Source organism: Vibrio profundi (assembly GCF_043642225.1).
Classification (GTDB): Bacteria; Pseudomonadota; Gammaproteobacteria; order Enterobacterales; family Vibrionaceae; genus Vibrio; species Vibrio profundi_A.
Window position 1 is genome coordinate 152,838 of record NZ_JBHZSF010000008.1, and the last position, 21,766, is coordinate 174,603.

Below are 21,766 nucleotides of genomic sequence, written 5' to 3' on the forward strand. Positions count from 1 at the left end.
TTATGAAAGGAAGGTTTCTTCAAAACAGCGGACTAATAACGTTTACTTAGAAGGCCTTCATAGATATTTAGGCTTTCTTATCAATGTTCGATACTCTAATTAGAATGATGATAGGTAGCGTTGCTCGCGAACGACTTGACCATTTTCATCTGTAATTTCAAAGGTAAAAGAACGACCGTTGTCAAAAAGGTTTGCCGCCATAAATGTACCGTTCGAACCTGTCACATATGTCTTGGTTCCGTTACCAATAACTTTCACTGATACGTCTTTCGCTGGCTCACCTGCTTTTAATACAGTGACATCTGCGCGGTTGCGGTCTGCATTAACACGGATTGAATAATCACTAGCTGGCATTGCGTAAGCAATCGTTGAAGTTAGGGCGGTAAGTGCAATCGCTTTTAGTACTGTTTTCATAATGGTTCTCTCTATTTTGTTTAGATATTGTTTTCTAATATGGTCAGAGCTAAGTAAGTATGTCTTGCTCGATGGGGTCATTATTATACTGCACAACTGTGTAGTAAATGACTTTTATAACCATACATTATGGAATTTTTAGCACCAATAACGTGACTAGATTAACTAACCAATAGAAAAATTAATTTAAAACACCTAACTATCAGCAACTTACATTTTATGTGATTTTTATCACTAAAATCATATTAGGCACTTAATAGTGAGGAGAAAGAAAAGATTCTATTGATGAGATAAATGATTATCGGATTTAGGGGCCCCAAAACGCCTGAATGAGGTGGCTTGCTCTCAGTAGAATGAAAGCAAGCTATCAGGCAGATAGTAAAAAACGTCAGACACTAGGGGAGATAACTTTCCCAAATAGCAGGAGTCCCTATCGTTTCTTGCACCGTTTCAATAAAGCTTTTAACTAATGGCGGTTGGTTGCGATGCGAGTACAGTGCGTATAAGCAGCCCTCGTAAGGTATGTGATAGTCAGGGAACAGTTCCACTAGCCCTAAATTCTCTGTTGTATCCATAAGCATAAATTGGCTAACAATCGCATAACCTAACCCAGCGACTAAGCTTTCCATCACCAATTCAACTTCATTCACGGTATAGCGACTTTTAGCCAAAAAGCTGAAACTATTACTTTGATCCGTGTTGTGGACTAACTGAATTTTATTGGAGGAAAAGGCTTCGTTGGCGTAAGTGATCGCTGGTAACTCGGCTAACTCTTCCAATGTTTGGGGATAACCATGCTTTTCCAGAAACGTCTCTGAAGCCAACAAAACTAAACGGTTGTCCGCGAGTACTTTCGCAATAAGATTGGAATCTTGCGGTTTTCCTATCCGAAACACGACATCAAAACGGTCGCTAATGATATCGACTTTTCTATCATCTAAGTTGGTTTCAATGCTCACCAATGGGTGCTTCTCTAAAAATGCTTCGGTCGCTTTCTGTAAGTATTTTCGGCCAAACATAGTAGACGTCGAGATTCTTAGTCGCCCTTTGGGTTCATCATGGAAGGTATCTGCTAATTGACGAGTATCATCCAATAGATCTCTGACTTTCTGCGCTTGCTTTACGATTTCAACACCCGCGTTCGTTAAAGAAAGTGCACGCGTAGAACGGTTAAGCAACCTTAAGCCCAAGGAATCTTCTAATTTCTTTATTTGTTTAGAAAGAACGGATCTATCTAGTCCCCTTGCATCGGCTGCTTTGGCAAAAGAGCCATACTCTGAAACTTCCAATAACAACTCTAGCCTTGTAGCGAGATCCATACTAATTCTCCTAAGCCGCTAAAATAAGGTCGATCATGACAGTGAGATGATTCTAATCACAGGCCAGTGATGTTCCATGAATTGAGAGTAAACTCAACTGTCAGCTCCTATGAACTCTGCCTTCTTGCTTAACGGTAATCAACCTCTACCCATAGATTTGGCGAATTTAAAGCAGTGGACCTATATCTTTCGAATTACTTTGCATGGGTTACCAGCAGCCACCACATTGGCTGGAATGTCTTTAGTGACGACACTTCCTGCACCAATCACAGTATTTGCACCTATGGTAATACCCGGGCATACAATGACGCCGCCACCAAGCCACACATTGTCACCAATAGTAATCGGGTAACCAAACTCTATCCCTTCTTCAACCCTAGATTTAGCATCAATGGGGTGGCCTGCTGTGTAAATCTGTACGTTTGGTGCAAACATAACATTGTCACCAATCTCGACAGTATTCACATCCAAGATCACGCAATTAAAATTGGCGTAAAAGTTCTTACCTATCTTAATATTAGTTCCATAGTCACAACGAAATGGAGGTTCCAAATAGGTAGTGTCATCAGCACTGGGCACTAGCGCTTTGATTGCGGATTTCCACTCTTCGGTATCGGGGATGCTATTATTGAGTGTGCGCATCGATTTTCGACATGCAATCCGCGCGCTGTAAAGCTCTTCATCCCATGCATCATAAGGCTCTCCCGCCAACATCTTCTCTTTTTCAGTTAACATCTTTCACTACCCATTATTACGTTTTAGTCAGTGTAAAATCGCGATTCTTATTCCTATGTCAAAAGTGGGTAAATTTGTTTCATGCAAGCTGGAAACTCAGGGATTCGTCACTATCGGGGTAAACGAAATCAAAAGATGACGAATGCCATGCAAATCCGTAGAATCACGCCAATAGTAGAGAGGATCTCCTCTAGTTTGCTTTCCAACCTTTCAGTAAGTCGATATTTTATGCCATCTTCAGAACCTTGTTTTACCCCCTTTTCTCACTCTATTGATGGTTATTCGCTTCCTGAACGTTTTACCTTCCCCTTTTACTACGAACCACACCCACTGTGTGAGTTAGCTGCAGAACAGTTGCAGGCTCATCTCTTAGAACAAGCTCAATGGCACCATGACTTTGGGCTTGATGATTTGGATCAACCATCTCAATTAAAGGGGGACGGCTCAAAAGCCACTAAAGAAAGAGGCAAGATGTTTGGGGTCTTAGTTGTACAAAACCCTCAAGGAGAAATTGGTTTCTTGTCAGCCTTTTCAGGAAAGATTGCCGATCAAAACCTACTTCCAGGCTTCGTTCCACCTGTGTTCGATATGCTAGCGGAAGGCAGCTTCTACCGTGGTCAGTTAGCAGGAGTGACCAAAGTAAGCGATCAATACAAAGCGCTACTTGCACACCCGGAACTTGCTTGCTTAACTGAAGAGCTAAAGCAGAAAACCGCTCAGGCCGAACTTGAAATTGAAGCGCAACGCCAACGTATAATCGAAGGTCGTAAACGTCGTAAAATACAACGTGCTGAAGCTGAAAACACCTTAAATGGGGAAGCGTTAGAACAGCTCATTGCCGACTTAGGTAAAGAAAGCGTCGCGGAAAAAAATCAACAAAAATACCTAAAGCTAGATTGGGAGAATACCCTCGCTGAAGTGCAAGCTGAGATGGATGTTTACACAAACGAGCTTGAAGCACTCAAAGCAGAACGCGCTCGGCTTTCTAACGTGTTACAGCATAAGCTATTTGCTCACTACGCTTTTCTGAATGCTAACGGTGAACGAAAAGATCTTAACGACATTTTCCAAAACACCCCGAACCAAATCCCACCGGCGGGTTCTGGTGAATGCGCAGCGCCTAAGCTGCTTCAGTATGCGTTTTTGAATAACCTAACCCCGATTTGTATGGCCGAGTTTTGGTGGGGAGTGTCTCCGAAATCTGAAGTGAGAAAACACAAGAAGTTTTATGCCTCATGCCAAAGCAAATGTGAGCCTATCTTAGGACATATGCTAGGCGGCATGACCATCGATCCAAACCCTCTGCTTGAAAACCCCGCTGAAGGCAAAGAACTCGATATCATCTACCAAGATGAACACATCGTCGTGGTGAACAAACCTGCCGAGTTCTTATCCGTTCCTGGGCGAACAATTAAAGATTCTGCTGCGTATCGAATCGAACAAATGTTTACCGATGTTGAAGGCCCATTTGTCATTCATAGATTAGACATGTCGACATCTGGTATTTTAATTTTCGCCTTAACAAAACGTGCGAACAAAAGCCTACAAAAACAGTTCATGGCAAGGGAAGTACAAAAGCGATATGTTGCTTTAGTGGAAGGTGTTCTAGAGCAAGATGAAGGGATCATCACGCTGCCTTTACGTGGGGACATTAACGACCGACCAAGACAAATGGTTTGCTACGAGCATGGCAAACCCGCAGAAACCAAATGGCGAGTCATTGAGCGTCACGCCACCACAACCAAAGTCCATTTATACCCAAAAACAGGTCGTACGCATCAGTTACGAGTCCACTGTTCACACACCGAGGGTTTGCATATGCCGATCAAAGGGGATGACCTTTATGGGATCAAAGCGAACCGGTTACACTTACATGCCGAACAACTTGAGCTAGAACATCCAGTCACAAAAGAATGGCTCACCTTTCAAGTTGACGCCGATTTCTAGTTGAGCGAATAACCCAACCTAGGCTGTTGTGAATTTCACGACAGCCTACCCCTTTCGGATATAGAAACCATTTTCTTATCTTCGATCAACTTCGTTTTTCTATCATCTCATTTAACATCTGCAGTTCCAGCGAACACCGCCTTTACCCCGAGTGAAGAATCAGACTATGGCCAAACCAAACCTAGAAACGGCGATGCACCAACTGATCGCAGACGTGAAAGAACAATTCCCTTTAGAAGATCCAGAAACGTTTGTTTGCGGGCCGCAAGGTGAATGCGTGGGTTGCCCTAAAAAGCTGTTGGAACTCGTGGATACAGAGCTGACGTATTGGGAGCACAGCTTATCTCGAGGAATCGTTCCGAATTTTGAAGAGATCAGGCAGTTTGGAAAACTGTGCAAAAACGTACGCCGTGGGCTCAAGCGTAACGGCTTGGTTGATTAACGCTTTACTCGTTCTTCTTTTTACGTATACAGCGCAACAAACTAAACAACAAAGCCCCTAACCATACTCTTGATTAAGGGCTTACTATTTCAACCCGCTTCAGTCTCGCTATTTAGTAAACTTTACGGCGTCGTACTCGATACAGCCACTTCATGGCCATCGAGTATCCCTTTCCCTTCCATCAATTCTTTGAGTCGCGCATTGACCAGACCGTCCGAGCTTGTAAAGTTGACGGAGTAACCATCGGCATACTCTTGAACATACCCAGTCGAGAGTGCTTTGAGCTTCTCTATATAGACAACACCTTTATTAAACTCGCCTTGAGAGATCACTCCTAGCGTGGGGGTTAATAGCTGAATGAATTTATAAGGGTGGGCGACAAAACCACTCCCCATAACAATTGCGGCAATGATCGGTGTTGTGATCACCGCGGTTTGGAACCATTCAGAGAAACGTTTATGATCTTTGACTAAGCTTGAGTTTGAATCACGGTTTACCCACTCTTTTTTCGCTCGCTTCAGCACTTTCCCGACTAGAGAACGCTGCACCATATAGTCAACGAGCTTAACCACACGCTCAAACAAACCACTAATCGCACTCACTAAAACCCCAGCGCCAGCGAATGCGTCTCCGGCAGCTTCTAACCCGATTTTAGTCGCCCCAATAGCTGCACTTTTTAAGCCACCCATTACACCAACAGCGGAATGCCTAGCTAGGGCGTTTGCAATAATGCTCGGGTGACCACCTAATAACTCAACCCCACGCCCGGCGTACATTTGAGTAACTAAATCATACGACTTAAATGCCGCTTGCTTTACACCAGAATAAATATCGGCAGCGCTTTGAACGTAACCCCAACCAGGAATAAAACTAGAGAAGTTTCCGGCGAACTCAGCCGTTAGCCATGTGCCAAATTCAGCAAACCATTCGGCGCCACATAAAGCCTCGCCATAAACCATTTTCATTTTATTCACGAGCTTTCTGAAGAACTCAGAAATGATGGCTTTGATCTTTTGGATCACCGCTGACGTCGCCTCTCCCGCAACACTGGCGGCCTTAGCGACTTTTCCACCGACTTTGGTCTGTTTAAACTTCGCCATTGCGTCCGTTTTTTGCAATAACCCCATAGAAATCGACTTTAAGTCGCTCAATGGTTCAGCGCCTATCACAAAGTTTTCGAAAAAGTGACTATTTGAAAAAGACGACACTTTGTTGACTTCAGTATTCGCAAGCATATACATCGCACCCATTCGCGCATCCGCCATCTCGAGCAGCTGAACATCTAATGCGGTATTCGTGGTCTTGCCAAAAAAGGTGTCTTTTACTTTGCGCTTAAATACTTTTATACGCATCCGATTCCCCGTAAAAATGTCTGTCAAATAATTATTGTTATATGTAATAACGCTAGTTTCGAACTAATCATTCAAATTGTAAATGTGTTATTTACATTATTATCTCTAGACCGGGTTTTTTTATAAAAAATCCCACTAATTTTTGTTTAGTAAGAAGTCTGTTTGAGTCGGTTTTGGGAAGAAACTTGAACAGTTCTAAACGATTCTCAGGAAGTGCTGTACCAATTCGTTTCACTCTTACTACGTATTTTTGCATCATAAAGAAGCCCTGATGAAAACTCGCCTTTATCATACTTAGCCAATATAATAATTTCTGATTATCAATTCTTTGGAAAACTCGATGCTAAACCCACTCTGGCTTAACACTTTCAAAACCTTGGTCGAAGTTGGGCACTTCACTCAAACGGCAGAAAAGCTGTTTATGACACAGCCAGGAGTGAGCCAACACATTCGTAAATTAGAATCAGCCTGCGGACACGCGCTTATTACGCGAGAAAAGAAGAGCTTCGAGCTAACAGAGCAAGGCCGTCTGGTTTACCACTACGCTATTAAAGTCGCCCGAGAAGAAGCAGAGTTACTTGATAACTTAAAGTTTGATGACCCACATAGTGGTGACTGCACGATTGCTTGTTCTGGTTCGATGGCTTTGTATTTCTACCCCTTGTTGCTCAATCTTCAACAACATTACCCAGGGTTAAATATTCAAGTAGAAGCAGCCCCTAACCAAAAGATATTAAATGATATTCAAGCAGGCCAAGTGGATATCGGGATTGTCACCCATCAGCCTAATAACAGTTTGTTTGATAGTGAAGAAATTGGAGAGGAAGCCCTTTGCTTAGTGTTACCGAAAGCTTTTGAGAACCAGGACATCTCACTAGAATTGCTTCGAGAAACCGGCTTGGTAAAGCACCCAGACGCTGAGCACTATCTATCCCTTTATTTTGACCGATGCGGCGACGACAACCTAAAAAAAGCCAACATTGCAGAGCTTCCTCATTCAGGTTACATCAATCAAGTCGGGCAAATTTTATTACCCGTATCTAAAGGGCTCGGTTTTACCGTTCTGCCAAAAAGTGCCGTAAATAGCTTTGCCGGTGAAGACACGCTGCATATCGCGACACCAAGAATACCGGTTCAGGAAACCTTGTATTTGGTACGTAAAAAGAACCGTCAACTTCCCAATCGATATTTGATGATTGAGTCCTTGTTCGGAGACACGCTTAAAGCGTCGCACTCGTTGAATCAGTAGATAATAAAGCAGAAGGCCAAGAGTGACTTGGCCTTTTCTTGTAGCGATCTAACCTTTGTTCCACCACTTAGTTGCAGGCGCAGGATTCGCGATAACCAATCGTTCACCAATAATTGGGCTGGCTAACGTAACATTTCGCTCTTCACTTAATTGAAACGCTTTCTCTAACGGTTCTTGCCAATCGTGTAACGACAAATCGAACGTACTGTTATGAATGGGCATCATGACTTCGCCTTGTAAGTCGATATGGGCCTGAACGCTTTGCTCGGGAAACATATGAATGTCTGCCCACAATGAGTTGTAAGCTCCGGTTTCAATCATCGTGAGATCGAATGGCCCAAACTTGTCGCCAATCTCTTTAAAGCCGGAAAAGTAACCTGAATCACCACTAAAGAAGACGCTCACATCGTTGCTTTTTATAACCCAGCTTCCCCATAGAGTTTCGTCTCGGTCCATAACCCCACGACCAGAAAAATGCTGTGTCGGTGTCAGAGTGAAGGCCAAACTATTCACTTCGGTTGACTGCCACCAATCTAATTCGATGATTTTTTCTTCTTTAACACCCCATTTTTTCAAATACCCGCCAACCCTTAAAGGCACGATAAATGTGCTCACTTTCTCCGCCAACACTTTTACCGATGCTTTATCTAGATGGTCGTAATGATCATGACTAATGACAACCACATCGATATTTGGAAGCGCCTCCAAATCAATTGGCGTGGCATGAAAACGTTTTGGGCCAAACCATTGAACTGGAGAAGCTCTGTCACTAAAAACCGGATCCGCCATAACCAATTGACCATCTAACTTCATGATCACACTGGAATGACCTAATCGGTACAACACATCTTCTTTTTCATCGAGAAGTTGCGTTGCCGTCATCGCAGCCATTGGCAAATCAAACGTTGGTACCGGAGTCTCACGTTTTGTGGTCACGTAAGCTTTCAGAATTGACCAAATATCTGACATCCCAGATTTGTATTCCAATTCACTATTCACAAATTTTTTAGGTAACCCTGCATCTTCTTGTGCGCGGCTAGAACATGTCGTTACAGCGATAGTCATGGCAAATACTCCTACTATGGGCAATAAATATTTTTTCATTGAGCTTCTCTGTTCGTCATTCAAAATCAGATAGACCTTAAAAGTAAACTACACTGAGCAGTTTACTAACTTTAAAACAAAAGTAAACTATCAAGTGTAATTTTTATACAAACCGAATGCTGCTACATAAGCCCTGCTTCCCAAAAACTGGCACGAAACCTCTCTAGACTTCATGAGATTTATAAATTGGATACAAATTATAGAAAAATGATGTACAACATCTCATTTCACCTGCTTAATAATTGACCCAAAGGTCAGTTATTAATTAACATTATTTTTACATCCATACTGGGTAGTAATATTTTAGAAAGGAGTTCTGAGGTGAAATTAACTATTCGACTAAAAGCAATATTGGCAACCATTATTGCTGCCCTTGCGATAATTACCGTTATGGGTGTCTATTCCTTTCAATCTAGCCGGAGCATCTTGATCGAAAAGACTTTTCAAAGGGAGTTGCCCGCTGTATTAGGTGAAGTAAGCAATGACCTAAATAAGCAGTTAGAAACCCCGATTATTGCGTCGAAAATGATGACGCTTTCACCACTCATCACCCAATATCAAGGCAATCAAAATCAAGCAGAAATCCAACAATACCTCACCTCTGTAAAAAACGAATTTAATGCGATTACCGCGTATTTCGTCTCAGGCAAAGACAGTACTTACTACACACATGGCGGTATTCTTAAGAACATCAGCCAATCCGACAGTGGAGATCAATGGTTCTACCGTTTCATCAACTCCAACCAAGAATTCGAACTCTCTTTTGACACGGATAGCGCAACGGGTATTCCAACTATGTTCGTTAACTACGCGGTGATCAGCGAAGGAAAGCGCGTTGGTGTCGCAGGGATCGGGCTTACACTAGAGAGTATTACGCAACTAATTAGCCAATATCGAATCGGTGACAGCGGAATTGTATTTTTGGTCGACAGCTCAGGTTCAATCAAAGTCCATCCGAATAAATCAATGATAGGACAATCGCTTAGTTCGCTAGGCATGGATACCAACAATTTACTCGGCAGTGAAAGACCTCTCGTTCAAGAAGCCCAGCTTAATGGCGATTATCAAGTCATTGGTGCGAAATCTATGCCAGGCATTGGGTGGACTCTGGTTACACAAATCCCACGCGATGAGGTACTCGCCGACCTAGCAGGGTTTAGCCGAACCGTTATCCTTATGGCGTTGATCATCGCTGCGATCTACACACCAATCGCCGCTTGGGCAACCAATAAGCTTCTGTTTCCATTTGTACAAGTCGCAGAATTGCTTGAAGGGATCGGCAAAGGCGGTGGCGATCTTACACAGCGTTTAGACGATTCTCGCCACGACGAAGTCGGTCAAATTGCCAAAGGATATAACCAATTTGTGCAGTATCTCAGCACGCTGCTTCAAGATGTATCCAATACCGGAAAAGAGATCACCGCATCCATTCAAACGGTTGATCAAATGGCACAATCAATGGAGCAAGAGATCAAGCAACAAACAAGTCAAATCGAACAAGTTGCCACCGCGATCCACGAGATGGGCGCAAGCTCTGATGAAGTGGCGCAAAATGCCAATGGTGCCGCAGACAGTGCCTCTCAAGCCTCTGACGCCATTGATATCGGCCAAAAATCGGTCACCGCAACATCTGAAAGTGTTGAAACCATGAACCAACAACTGAGTGATACCACCGACGTAGTCACCCAATTGGCTCAAGACGCGAATTCCATTGATACCGTGCTTGATGTGATCAGCGGGGTCTCTGAACAAACCAATCTGTTGGCGCTAAACGCAGCCATCGAGGCGGCACGTGCGGGTGAACAAGGTCGAGGATTTGCGGTCGTTGCTGATGAGGTGAGAACGCTTGCCTCACGCAGCCAAGCTTCTACCGAAGAAATTCGTGCGATCATCGAGAAACTGCAGCGACGAACAGAAGAGGTCGTCCATGCCATAAGCACCAGTTCAGAACTTGGAAAAAACTGTCAAGTTGAAGCGTCGAATTCGGAAGAACAATTGTCGGCAATTTCAAACAACGTCAACGAAATGAATGCGATGAACATGCAAATTGCCTCGGCCACCAGCGAGCAATCTAACGTGATCAACGAAATTTCACCGCACGTCACAAGCATTTCTGAAATCGCTCGCGAGAGCGATGCCATGGTTGAACGCACTGCACAGGAATGTGAACAATTGCGGTTCAAAGCCCAACACCTTTCAGGTTTGGTCGCGCAGTTTAAGTTCTAATATCTCACCACCATTCGATAAAAAGGTCGCATCATGCGGCCTTTCCTTTCTCTGCCTCCCCATCAACAACTTGGCTTATAGTTATCGAACCCTGTCTATAAAGCCAATATCGATTCCGATTCACCTAATACATACTGATGACGTTTATGGAACGAGTAATTAAAAAGGAATCATTATGTCATCTGCCGTATCACGAATTTCAGCAGCGAGTAGCCAACGAGCCTTAGACCATTTCAGTGCATTATTAGAGTTTGAAACAGATTGCTGGGATGTACACCACGCTACTTCAAACCAAACACAGGACTTTGTCTTGCTCGATGTCAGAGGCGTTGAGCTCTTCAATGATGGACATGTTCAAGGGGCAATAAATATCCCCCATCCGAGACTCAATGAGAAAACGTTAAGCGAATTTCCTGCCGATACTCTGTTCGTTGTCTACTGTGCCGGGCCACATTGCAATGGAACAGAAAAAGCGGCGATTCGCCTTGCGAAGCTGGGCCGCCCTGTCAAGAAAATGATTGGTGGCATCACAGGCTGGATTGACGAAGGGTTTGAATTAGAAAGCTATGCCGAAGCGCAACGCTAAATCATCAGATGAACGTTTAGGCGATAACTTTTAAGCTTCCGGCTTAACTATTCAAGCCGGAAGCTCAACGGAATTGGTTTTTGCTTGCCGAGATTCTCCTCAATCCACCGACCAAACGTCTCTAAATTCCGGCCATCCCCAGTTTGTAATCGCGACATCTTTCAATATGCCTTGAAAACGTACGGTTTGAAGATGATGAAACATAGGTAACAGCCAGTATTCATTAATTAAGCTACTTCCGATCGGCTCTAACTCTTGGAAGTAGTCCGCAAGTTCGACACGCGCTTTATGCTGATTCAATTGCTGCTGTAGCCAATCACTGTGGCTCGCCCCGAGGCCAAAATGAAGTACCGGATTATTCATTAACCACGAGAACAGTGACGATTGAGCATTGTCGTCAAGGTTGATATTGCACAGCAAAATGTCTTCGGTCAGCGAGCCTTGTTCGCATTGGAGGGTCAATTCTCGGTAGCTGTACGTATTCACCACAACCTCGACACCATGCTGCTTTAAGATGTCTCCAATGCTAATCGCACAACGATACAAGGCATAGTAGTTATAAACGGCGATCGATAGCTTTTTCGGTAGCTTCGTCGGTTCTACTGGTGGCCTCAATAGCTTTTGCCAATTCGGTAGCAAGTTTCTAGCGTATTCGACGCTAAACGCCCCCGCATTTTTAACGAGCTGAGTTTGAATTGCTTCAGGGCTTAACAGTTGGCTAAGGTACTTTCTTTGGTCAGTTTGTAATAATTGCTCAGGCTGAGTTTGGTTAAATAACGTAAATAAACAACCATCTTCAATTCGGCTAGACTGTAAGTCGCTTTCTTGCTCTTTCGCATCGGATTTTCCGAGATGGTGGAAACAAGACATTTCCCCTTGCTCGGCCAATTGCATTTGGCTGTCGTCAAACCGAGCCGTTCCCGACATTTGCTCTTCAAACTGCCAAATCGTCACTTCATCGGTTAATGAACGGCAGCCGTAATATTGCTCAAATGCCACCAGCTTTAATCTGTCTTCTGTATGCTCGCCAATTTTGAACGCCCCACTCCCGACCACCTTACTCACGTCAATATTTTTGAGCTGATTAAGTGGCTGAATGGAATATTTGACACCCGATAATAAGCCTCCAAAGCCTTTATCAGCTTGCGACAAACGGAAACACACACGTAGCGGCTGGGGGGAATAGATTTCTTCCACATGAGCGAGCTCTGATTGATAGAAGGGCAAATTCTGCAATTCACTAAAAAGCACCACTAGCGTTTTGGCATCTATCGGTTGGTTATCATGGAAGGTCAACCCGGGGCGTAAATAAAACGTCCAAAGATTGGATTCTTCATCGTAATGCCAATGGTGGGCTAATTGCGGCTCTAATTGACCCGTTGGCGAGCAACTCACTAAGCAGCAAAACACCTGACGAAGCAAAAACCGTTCACTACTGCGTTGCACATGATGAGGAAAGAGCGCTTCAAACTTGCGTTTATAAGTCAGTTGAACATGCAAAAGCCCCTCACGCATGCTGACACCAGACGTTTGTTGAAGCAAAGAGCCAAACACTTCGCGATTATGCTCCAACACGTTAAGCGCTTTTTCATAATGCCCAATCTCTATCAATGACGCAGCCACATGCTGCTTCAAACCATCACTCGTGTATTGGAGCGTAATGCTCGATCTTTGATTTCTGCCGGGTTTTGGTTGCCAAATCACCCACCCCTCTGAATGCATCTTTCCTAATAAGGTTCTGGCATGCCTTAAGCTCGTGAATAACAGTTCTGATATTTCTGTGAGAGAGACGCTCACGGCACCATCATTCCCCAACGGTTCCAAGCGCAAGTAATAACGCATTAAGGTTAAGTCAGACAAATGTAGAACTCCTCTTGAAATATCAGTTCCGCTTTTCAGCGTATTTTCTTAAAAACACCAACAATTGTATCTAAAACCCATTAACAGGAACATTAACTTAAAAAACAATCTGTTTTTAGCTTCCTTATTTTAGACAAAAATAGCGACATCAACACGGAAATCGCAAAGGTCACTAACATGAAAGCCACCACCACAATGCTCGATTACTACCGCGTAAAGCTCAATAACTCTCGCCACCCTTTAGAACGATTTTCTTTGCAAATGCTCATCCAGCTTTATCTGCAATGCGAGTACTAATACTCCGTTCTTAATCGGTTCAAGGCAACCAGTATTAATTGCGTGTTACCCATAATTGAAGCGGGCTGAAAAGCATGTTTATGCTCCTCCCCCATGTATGAATGTTGTTATCAGTCCGCTTCATTTCTAACGTACAAGAGGCCAAGATGAAAATAGAACACATCGCGCTGTGGACACAAAATTTAGAGCTAATGAAGCACTTTTATCAACACTATTTCGACGCCAAGCCCAACGTGAAATACACCAACTCTAGTAAAGGGTTCTCTTCTTATTTTTTGAGTTTCGATGAAGGTGCCCGAATTGAACTCATGCAAATGGATAGCATCCCTCAATCAAAAAACGACATCTACTCACAAGCTCATGGGTTCATCCATGTAGCGTTTGACCTAGGTAGTGAAGCCCATGTCGACGCGCTCACCCAACGTTTAGCTCAAGATGGGTATGAGATTATTGACGGGCCGAGAAGAACCGGGGATGGGTATTACGAAAGTGTGGTTTTAGATCCTGAGGGTAACCGTTTAGAACTAACAGGCTGAATCTAAAGCGCCAAACGAATGACCGATATATGGATGAAAAATCAAAATATAATGTTTAACAAATAGCAGAGCTTACCGCTTGTTAGGGCTGCTATTTTTCGATAGTGTCAGTAACTTATTGCATAAACCACGAGCGAGTAATCATGGAAACTGTTGCTATAAAAAATGTTGTGTTCGATGTAGGTAATGTCATTGTTCGTTGGTCTCCGATTGAAATAGTTCGACTCACTTTCGGCAATGATATCGACGCTGAAAAGCAGGCAAAAAAACTCTTTCAAAGTGAAAACTGGCTGAACTTAAATAAAGGGTTACTCACCGAAGAACAATCCAAACAGCAATATCAAAGTGAATATGGGCTAACAGCTAATGAATGCGAACAACTTTTCTATTACGTAAAACATTCTCAATTACTCATTTTTGGCACAATTCAACTGATGAAACGTTTGAAAACATCAGGTTACCGTGTATATGCATTAACAGACAATGTCAGAGAAATCGTCGAACACTTGAAAGCCACATACGACTTTTGGCCATTATTTGATGGCGCGACGGTATCCGCCGAACTCGGTTTACTCAAACCCCAACCTGAAATTTACCAAGCGCTCCTTTCACAGCATTCTATACAAGCCGGTGAAACCGTTTTCCTTGATGACATGCCACATAATGTCACTGGCGCGCAGCAGCAAGGGATACACGCGATCCAGTTCATCAATGCCCAGCAATGTGAGCAAGATTTAAAGCAACTCGGCCTGAACTTTTAATTACCCCCCAATTCACCACATCAAGGACAATCGAATGAAAGCGTTAATCGCCCAATACACTGGCGCCAATGAAGACTCCCGATTAACCCGTCAGTGCATCACCCAAATGGAATTCGATACCACCATGCACACGTTGCAAGGTTTGATTACGTCAGGGACAAAGGTATGTGAATTAGGTGCTGCTACCGGCAGGTATTCGCTCACCTTCGCCAAGCAAGGGTGTGAGGTGACAGCAGTTGAACTGGTACCGGAACAAGTTGAATTACTCAAACAGAATGCTGAGTCTCAGTCGTTAACGCTCGATGTCTACCAAGGAAACGCCTGTGATGTTCCTTTCATCGCAAGTGAATCCCAAGACCTCTGCGTCGTGCTCGGCCCTTTGTATCACCTACAATCTTCGAAGGAAAGAGAACAAGCAATACGCGAAGCTAAACGGATCCTTAAACCAGGGGGAACACTCGCGGTTGCTTACATCTCTCGCTATTTTGTTGCTGGAATGTTCGCGCAAAAGTTTCCTGAACTGATGACTCCCAATGTTCTAAAAGAACTGAGAACGCAAGGAACGGTTTCTTCACCAAAGGCGGATTCATTTTTCAATGTCGGCTACTTCTCAACTCCTGAAGAAATGGAAAATCTGTTAACTGATCAAGAAATGGAGATTTCCAATCATGTCGCGACCGATGGGATCGGGCGTTATATTTCTGATGGCGTTAATCAATTTACTCCTTCACAATACCAAGCCTGGCTAAATTACCATTTGGCGACTTGCGAAGAGCCATCTGTACTTGGGTCGAGTAATCACGGACTGGTCTTGGCGAGAAAGTAAGTCCGCTACAAATCAAAAGTGATGATTCTGATCTCTTTCAGGATATCGTTCAAAGGAGTAAAACATGGATAAGTTACAAAAAGCGCGGCGTGGATTACTGGTGTTAATCCCTATTCAATTATTCTTCGGTGCGACTTTTTTTGCCAAAGGCGACAACGTTAGCGCGTTAACCTTCCTTGCAACTGCGGTGCTTTTTACCTTCATGTACTTCTTCCCTCGAAACAAACAAGATGTGCCTCAATTAAGGAAGTGGGTATCCTACATTGGCCTCACGATTGTGGCGCTTGTGATGGTGTTAGGCTGGATGTCATCGAGCGTAAGTTAGTTCGCACAACCTGATAACCGAAAGCTGCCCCCCTCCAGATTCAATAGAGATAATCAGCAATGAAACAATCCCTTATTCACATTGCTTTAGTTGTTCGAGATTACGACGAAGCCATCGATTTTTATGTCAACAAACTCAAATTTGAGCTGATAGAAGACACCTATCAACCGGAGCAAGACAAACGTTGGGTGGTTGTGTCACCGCCTGGTTCCAACGGAACAACCTTGCTACTCGCACGTGCTTCTAAGCCAGAGCAGCTTGATTTTATTGGAAACCAATCCGGTGGACGCGTATTTTTATTTTTGAATACCGACGATTTTTGGCGTGACTATCACCGTATGTGTGCTGACGGCATCGAGTTTGTAAGAGAGCCGCAGGAGCAAGACTATGGCACCGTCGCTGTCTTTAAGGATTTATACGGCAATCAATGGGATCTGCTGCAACTAAGCGAGACTCACCCACTCGCAGCAAGAGGCATCTAGCCCACACCGTATCGCTCGCTATTGCCAAAAAAAATCATACAAAGCGAGCGAGTTCCCTTACTCATATCTTCACAATAAAAATAATAGCTTAGCCAGCAACTAAGAATTACTCACAAAATGCTTATGGATTCGTCTGCCGAATTCTACTCCAGAAGCTAAACTGATAAATACATCAATAGCAACATTCCCGGGTCAGATTGCAGACTCAGGTTTTGCGATCGTGCTTCAAGGAGTTAGAAATGCGTATTCTGTCTTGCCTATGGGCTTATGTGAGTTCATCTCTCTTCGTTACCATTCTTGCACTTCATATCAGCGCTATACCTATGCTTGCTGCTGCGAATTCCCCCCAATTAAATCACCCCATTTTTGTATCTCACCCAGCTATCGCAAATCGAAGTGAATATGCGAGATCTTCCGTAATTGGTGCGATGAATTCGAAAAGCATTGAAAATGGCGTCACTCACTTATCCATTATCGTTCCCGATAACCGTGAACTTATCTTGGTTCGAGAGCATCTTGAGCGGAGAGCCAAAGGTGAAGTCGCCTGGTTTGGCGTGGTTAAAGACGAACCAGACAGCGAAGTAACGCTCACTCTTAAACACGGTATTGTGATTGGTCGCGTTCGGGTGAGTACTGACGTCTACGAATTGATGTCGACGCCCAATAAACAACTCACTGTTGAGTTACTCGATAACAACGCTTTCCCTGAACTTGATGCTGACTTTGTTGTGGTTGAAGAAGAACAACAAGACAGTGCGCCCACTTTAAACAATATAACGGCATCCGAAGCAATAACGATCATCGACCTGCTGATCGTTTATTCTAACGACGCATTAGCTGATGCAGGTAGCACGGCGCAAATGGAGGCAATTGCTCAAGCTGCCGTTGATGCATCGAATAACGCCTTTATCAACAGCGAAATGACTCTACGTTATCGGTTGGTTCATACTCAGCACGTCAATTACAACACTGCAGGAAATACGACAGACGATCTTTATTGGGTCGACAGTGATCAGGAGGTTGCAGACCTGAGGAATCAATATGGTGCCGATATGGTCTCTGTCATCGTTGACACCCCAGGATCTTGTGGGACAGGCTATGTGCAAAGAAACCCCGGTACGGGCTTTGCCCCATGGGCATTCCAAGCCACCGATATTGACTGCGCAGTGGGTAACCTGACATTTGGCCACGAGCATGGACACAATTTAGGGATGGAGCACAATCCAGAAAACAGCTCCGCAACGTCAAGTACCGCCTCTTTCCCTTGGTCATTTGCCCATTACGTCAACGGCTCATATCGCACCATGATGTCTTATTCCGCGCAATGTCCAAATGGATGCCCTAGAGCTCAACAAATCTCTAACCCCGACATCATATATAACGGCGTTGCCTCAGGGATTGCTGATCAAAGAGACAACGCAAGAACTGGCGAAGTCACAGGGCCAATTTCAGCCCTCTTCAGGGACACAGTGGTTCCCCTCGATAACAGCGTGACTTTCGCAATGTTAGGTGATTTTGGTGACGGAAGCACTGCTTCAGGAGATGTTGCCGCGCAAGTCGGTACATGGGATTTGGATTTCATTATTACTGCGGGAGATAACCGATACGGCGACAGAAGTTTTGATACCGTCATTGGTCAATTTTATTGTGACTTCGTTACCGATGTAACACCTGGGTCATTTTGCGCAGGTGGTAATAGTGAAACGAATGCGTTTTTTCCTTCCCCGGGCAACCACGACTATACCGATGGCCTAGGTATTGAGGAGTACCTTAGTTATTTCACATTGCCAGGAAGTGATATCACCACAAGCAACACATCCGGCAACGAACGTTATTACGATTTCATCCAAGGGCCAGTACACTTTTTCTCAATAGACAGCCACAATGCCCGTATTAGCAGTACCGATATGGCACAACAAAAGGCTTGGTTACAAGCGCAACTCGCCGCTTCCACTTCCCCTTGGCAGGTGGTGTTTTTCCATCATGCGGCCTTTTCATCTTCCTCTGGCCATGGATCGGATCCGAGTATGCAGTGGCCATTTTCGGAATGGGGCGCTGATGCCGTGTTTGCAGGGCACGACCACATATACGAGCGCATCATCCGCAACGGCATTCCCTATTTCGTGAATGGACTAGGCGGACGAAGTTTATATGGCCTCGGGGATCCTATCATCGGCAGTGAAATTCAATACAACGGTGATTATGGCGCCATGCGTATTTTTGCGAATAACAGCCAAATGCTATTCGAATTCATCACTCGAAATGGGGTACTCATCGACAGTTATGCCATTCCAACTTCCGAAACGAACTTTGTATCCCGTCAAATATCAAGTGGTAGTGATGATGTCGAAGAAACCCTTAGTGACGGCAGCATGTACATCAATAGTAGCGACATCGAACTGGTGGATGACCTATCTTCAAATGGCGAGCAAATCGTCGGACTACGGTTCAATAACATTACAATCCCTCAAGGTGCCACCATTGACTTAGCCTATTTGGAATTTTCAGTGGATGAAACGAGCTCAGCCGCCACCGATGTGCAGATTTCCATCCAAGCTTCCGATAATGCCCTAGCGTTTACTTCCAACGCCTTTGATGTGTCTTCTCGAGTACCGACAGCCGCGACTGTGAATTGGAACATTCCCGAGTGGAATTCTGTTGGTGATAGCCATACCTCTCCAGGCATTCACGGTCTAGTTCAGTCCGTCGTCAACCGTATCGGTTGGAACAGCGGTAACAGCTTGGTGTTTATGATAGAAGGGACAGGTACAAGAACGGCCGAAGCATACGAAGGTGTCAGTCACTTGTCCGCAAGGCTCTACATCGAATACAGTGACGCTCCGGAAAATACACCACCTACTTCAGATTTTGATTGGACACCAAACGAATTGACCATCAGCTTTAGCGATACGTCTAGTGATTCCGACGGCACTATCGCGGCGTGGCAATGGAACTTTGGTGATGGAGGAACCTCAACGAGCCAAAACCCAGACCGGACTTACTCCGCTTCAGGGGCTTACGATGTCACACTGATGGTCACCGACAACGACGGCGCAAGTAACACTGCAAGCCAAGAGGTCACCGTCACCGCTCCTAACAGTCCGCCAACCGCAGCCTTCACTGAAGCCATCAATGGGTTACAGGTTGATTTTACTGATCTTTCATCGGACTCAGACGGCAGTGTTGTATCGTGGGATTGGAGCTTTGGAGACGGTTCAAACTCAACAGATCAAAACCCAACCCACACGTTCGCTAACGCAGGCACTTACTCGGTCTCTCTACTGGTGAGCGACAACAGCAGCGAAACCGGTTCCACCAGCCGTTCGATAACCGTTTCAGACCCCGTCGAGGCGCCTCCTACTGCACCAACCAATTTGGTGGCCACTAAGCAAACCGAAGGGAAAGGGCGAAATAAAGTCGTCACTGGCGCGACATTAAGTTGGGACGACAACTCCAATAACGAGACCCAATTTGTTGTCGAACACTGCCTAGAGCAAGGAAAAGGAAGAAACAAGACTTGCCCATACTCTGTGCTTGCTACCGTACCGGAAAACACCACTCAGTATCATTTTACACCGTCAGACTCAGACCATAGATATCGAGTCAAAGCGACAAACAATAGCGGTGAATCTGCCTACTCCAACAATGTAAATCTATAGATTTAAAATAATTTTGCTCAGTTTTCATTCGTTATCTGCGCTTTCAAACTGCAGATAACGTTTGCTCTCCTTGCTGTACCAATAACTCACACCGTTAATAAATTTTTGTTGTCGACTCGACAAATTTAATTCGTTTTCTTAGTCACTCGAAAAGCCTTAAGGTTCGCCCCGAAGCAAGCCAACCGCTCAATCAATTGGGCTGTGAGCTTGGAAAAGAACTCTATTATTCGCAGTTACCATATCGGTATTTACTAAGGAAACGCCATGCGTATCGCAATTCTTTCTCGTAACGAAAATCTATACTCTACCCTTCGCTTAAAGCAGGCTGGAGAAGCTCGTGGGCACCAAGTCGATGTGATCGACACGTTGCACTGTGACATAGATATTACGAGCAACAATCCGAAGATTCGCTACATGGGTGAAGAGCTACCTCAATACGACGCAGTGATCCCACGTATTGGCGCTTCCATTACTTTCTATGGAACAGCAGTGGTTCGCCAATTTGAAATGATGGGCACATTCTGCGTGAATGAGTCGGTAGCGATCAGCCGCTCTCGCGATAAGCTTCGCTCACTGCAGTTGCTTTCACGTAAAGGTATCGGCTTACCGAAAACAGGATTTGCGAGCCGCCCTGATAAAATTCAAGACTTAATCAAAAATGTGGGCGGTGCGCCACTTGTGATTAAGCTATTAGAAGGCACTCAAGGTATTGGCGTTGTGCTCGCTGAAACCAACAAAGCGGCAGAAAGTGTCATCGAAGCATTCATGGGCTTAAAAGCGAACATTTTGGTTCAAGAATTCATCGAAGAAGCCAAAGGCGCTGACATTCGCTGCTTCGTGGTAGGCAACAAAGTGATTGCTGCAATGAAACGTCAAGCGGGTGAAGGTGAATTCCGTTCTAACTTGCACCGTGGCGGTAGCGCTCAGTTGGTTAAATTAAGCAAAGAAGAACGTGCAACGGCTATCAACGCGGCAAAAATCATGGGCTTGAACTTATGTGGTGTGGATATCCTACAATCAAAGAATGGCCCTGTAGTGATGGAAGTGAATTCCTCTCCGGGTTTAGAAGGCATTGAAAAAGCAACAGGAAAAGACGTTGCTGACATGATTTTCGAGTTTATTGAAAAAAACGCGAAGCCTAATGCGAACCGTACTCGTGGCAAAGGTTAAGCACGCATAAATATCGAAACAGAATCTGATTGGAAATGAACATGAATTCAAAAATGATCATTGGAAATACGGAAGCAGTTTGCTTACCAGAGTTAGGGATTACTCAGCTACAAACACGTGTCGATACTGGTGCAAAAACCTCGTCATTACACGTCGACAACTTGATTTGTTTTAAAAAAGACGGTGAAAAATACGTCGAGTTTGACTTACACCCAGATGCTTACGATCTTGAACACACAGTTCGTAGCCAAGCTAAGTTGAAAGCGAGCCGTAAGATCAAATCTTCAAACGGGGAAGTTGAGCACCGCTGTATGATTGAAACTTTGCTAAAGCTTGGTGGACAGCAATGGATGATCGACGTCACTTTAAGTAATCGTCAAGACATGACTTACATGATGCTACTCGGCAGACAAGGCATGAGTAACCGAGTGATTGTCGACCCGAGTGAATCTTTCCTGTTAGCTCACTAACAAGGT

At 44.4% G+C, this 21,766-nt stretch carries 19 protein-coding genes; 13 read left to right on the top strand and 6 right to left on the bottom strand.

What is annotated here, in order from left to right; genetic code table 11:
- Positions 1-99: 99 nt before the first annotated feature.
- The 3 genes from ACHUFI_RS13915 to ACHUFI_RS13925 all read right to left on the bottom strand — a co-directional run bounded on the left by ACHUFI_RS13915 (position 100) and on the right by ACHUFI_RS13925 (position 2,468).
- A complete protein-coding gene (locus ACHUFI_RS13915; RefSeq protein WP_394250080.1) occupies positions 100-414 on the bottom strand; it encodes a hypothetical protein in 315 nt (104 codons plus the stop codon).
- A gap of 395 nt (positions 415-809) precedes the next feature.
- Positions 810-1,733 carry a LysR family transcriptional regulator gene (locus ACHUFI_RS13920; protein ID WP_394250082.1) on the bottom strand — a complete coding sequence of 308 codons (924 nt, stop codon included), beginning with the start codon at positions 1,731-1,733 and terminating at the stop codon, positions 810-812.
- Positions 1,734-1,913: 180 nt separating this feature from the next.
- The gene (locus ACHUFI_RS13925) at positions 1,914-2,468 is read right to left on the bottom strand and encodes a sugar O-acetyltransferase (RefSeq protein ID WP_394250084.1); all 555 of its coding nucleotides are present in this window, start codon (positions 2,466-2,468) and stop codon (positions 1,914-1,916) included.
- A 228-nt stretch (positions 2,469-2,696) separates the two neighbouring features.
- On the opposite strand from ACHUFI_RS13925, the gene ACHUFI_RS13930 reads away from it, so the two are divergent.
- Both ACHUFI_RS13930 and ACHUFI_RS13935 read left to right on the top strand, forming a co-directional pair.
- The gene (locus ACHUFI_RS13930; RefSeq protein WP_394250187.1) at positions 2,697-4,415 is read left to right on the top strand and encodes an RluA family pseudouridine synthase; all 1,719 of its coding nucleotides are present in this window, start codon (positions 2,697-2,699) and stop codon (positions 4,413-4,415) included.
- Positions 4,416-4,581: 166 nt separating this feature from the next.
- The gene (locus ACHUFI_RS13935; protein WP_394250086.1) at positions 4,582-4,857 is read left to right on the top strand and encodes a hypothetical protein; all 276 of its coding nucleotides are present in this window, start codon (positions 4,582-4,584) and stop codon (positions 4,855-4,857) included.
- A 122-nt stretch (positions 4,858-4,979) separates the two neighbouring features.
- Here ACHUFI_RS13935 and ACHUFI_RS13940 read toward each other — a convergent pair whose 3' ends face one another.
- Positions 4,980-6,209, bottom strand: coding sequence for a hypothetical protein (locus tag ACHUFI_RS13940; RefSeq protein WP_394250088.1), 1,230 nt, complete (start codon positions 6,207-6,209; stop codon positions 4,980-4,982).
- 340 nt (positions 6,210-6,549) lie between these two features.
- Between ACHUFI_RS13940 and ACHUFI_RS13945 the strand changes: the two genes are divergently transcribed.
- Positions 6,550-7,458, top strand: a complete 909-nt coding sequence (locus ACHUFI_RS13945) for a LysR family transcriptional regulator (RefSeq protein WP_394250090.1) — start codon at positions 6,550-6,552, stop codon at positions 7,456-7,458.
- Between the two features lie 48 nt (positions 7,459-7,506).
- Here ACHUFI_RS13945 and ACHUFI_RS13950 read toward each other — a convergent pair whose 3' ends face one another.
- Positions 7,507-8,562, bottom strand: coding sequence for an MBL fold metallo-hydrolase (locus ACHUFI_RS13950; RefSeq protein WP_394250092.1), 1,056 nt, complete (start codon positions 8,560-8,562; stop codon positions 7,507-7,509).
- A 321-nt stretch (positions 8,563-8,883) separates the two neighbouring features.
- Here ACHUFI_RS13950 and ACHUFI_RS13955 point away from each other — a divergent pair, with 321 nt between their 5' ends.
- Both ACHUFI_RS13955 and ACHUFI_RS13960 read left to right on the top strand, forming a co-directional pair.
- On the top strand, positions 8,884-10,788 hold the full coding sequence (locus tag ACHUFI_RS13955) for a methyl-accepting chemotaxis protein (protein WP_394250094.1): 1,905 nt from the start codon (positions 8,884-8,886) through the stop codon (positions 10,786-10,788).
- Between the two features lie 175 nt (positions 10,789-10,963).
- A complete protein-coding gene (locus ACHUFI_RS13960) occupies positions 10,964-11,374 on the top strand; it encodes a rhodanese-like domain-containing protein (RefSeq protein WP_394250096.1) in 411 nt (136 codons plus the stop codon).
- A gap of 99 nt (positions 11,375-11,473) precedes the next feature.
- Here ACHUFI_RS13960 and ACHUFI_RS13965 read toward each other — a convergent pair whose 3' ends face one another.
- Positions 11,474-13,234: an SgrR family transcriptional regulator gene (locus tag ACHUFI_RS13965; RefSeq protein ID WP_394250098.1), complete on the bottom strand. Its 1,761-nt coding sequence runs from the start codon at positions 13,232-13,234 to the stop codon at positions 11,474-11,476.
- A 443-nt stretch (positions 13,235-13,677) separates the two neighbouring features.
- Here ACHUFI_RS13965 and ACHUFI_RS13970 point away from each other — a divergent pair, with 443 nt between their 5' ends.
- The 8 genes from ACHUFI_RS13970 (at position 13,678) to ACHUFI_RS14005 (ending at position 21,760) form a co-directional block, all read left to right on the top strand.
- Positions 13,678-14,067, top strand: a complete 390-nt coding sequence (locus ACHUFI_RS13970; protein WP_394250102.1) for a VOC family protein — start codon at positions 13,678-13,680, stop codon at positions 14,065-14,067.
- 143 nt (positions 14,068-14,210) lie between these two features.
- Positions 14,211-14,828: an HAD family hydrolase gene (locus ACHUFI_RS13975; RefSeq protein ID WP_394250104.1), complete on the top strand. Its 618-nt coding sequence runs from the start codon at positions 14,211-14,213 to the stop codon at positions 14,826-14,828.
- 34 nt (positions 14,829-14,862) lie between these two features.
- Positions 14,863-15,654, top strand: a complete 792-nt coding sequence (locus ACHUFI_RS13980) for a class I SAM-dependent methyltransferase (protein ID WP_394250106.1) — start codon at positions 14,863-14,865, stop codon at positions 15,652-15,654.
- 64 nt (positions 15,655-15,718) lie between these two features.
- Complete coding sequence (locus tag ACHUFI_RS13985; RefSeq protein WP_394250108.1) at positions 15,719-15,979, top strand: hypothetical protein; 261 nt, start codon at positions 15,719-15,721, stop codon at positions 15,977-15,979.
- A 59-nt stretch (positions 15,980-16,038) separates the two neighbouring features.
- Entirely contained in the window at positions 16,039-16,461 is a 423-nt protein-coding gene (locus tag ACHUFI_RS13990) for a VOC family protein (RefSeq protein ID WP_394250110.1), read from the top strand.
- 239 nt (positions 16,462-16,700) lie between these two features.
- Positions 16,701-20,120, top strand: coding sequence for a PKD domain-containing protein (locus tag ACHUFI_RS13995; protein ID WP_394250112.1), 3,420 nt, complete (start codon positions 16,701-16,703; stop codon positions 20,118-20,120).
- 264 nt (positions 20,121-20,384) lie between these two features.
- Positions 20,385-21,290 (top strand): 30S ribosomal protein S6--L-glutamate ligase, encoded by a 906-nt coding sequence (gene rimK / locus ACHUFI_RS14000; protein WP_394250114.1) that lies wholly within the window; start codon positions 20,385-20,387, stop codon positions 21,288-21,290.
- A gap of 41 nt (positions 21,291-21,331) precedes the next feature.
- Positions 21,332-21,760, top strand: a complete 429-nt coding sequence (locus tag ACHUFI_RS14005; RefSeq protein WP_394250116.1) for an ATP-dependent zinc protease family protein — start codon at positions 21,332-21,334, stop codon at positions 21,758-21,760.
- The last annotated feature ends 6 nt before the right edge of the window (positions 21,761-21,766 follow it).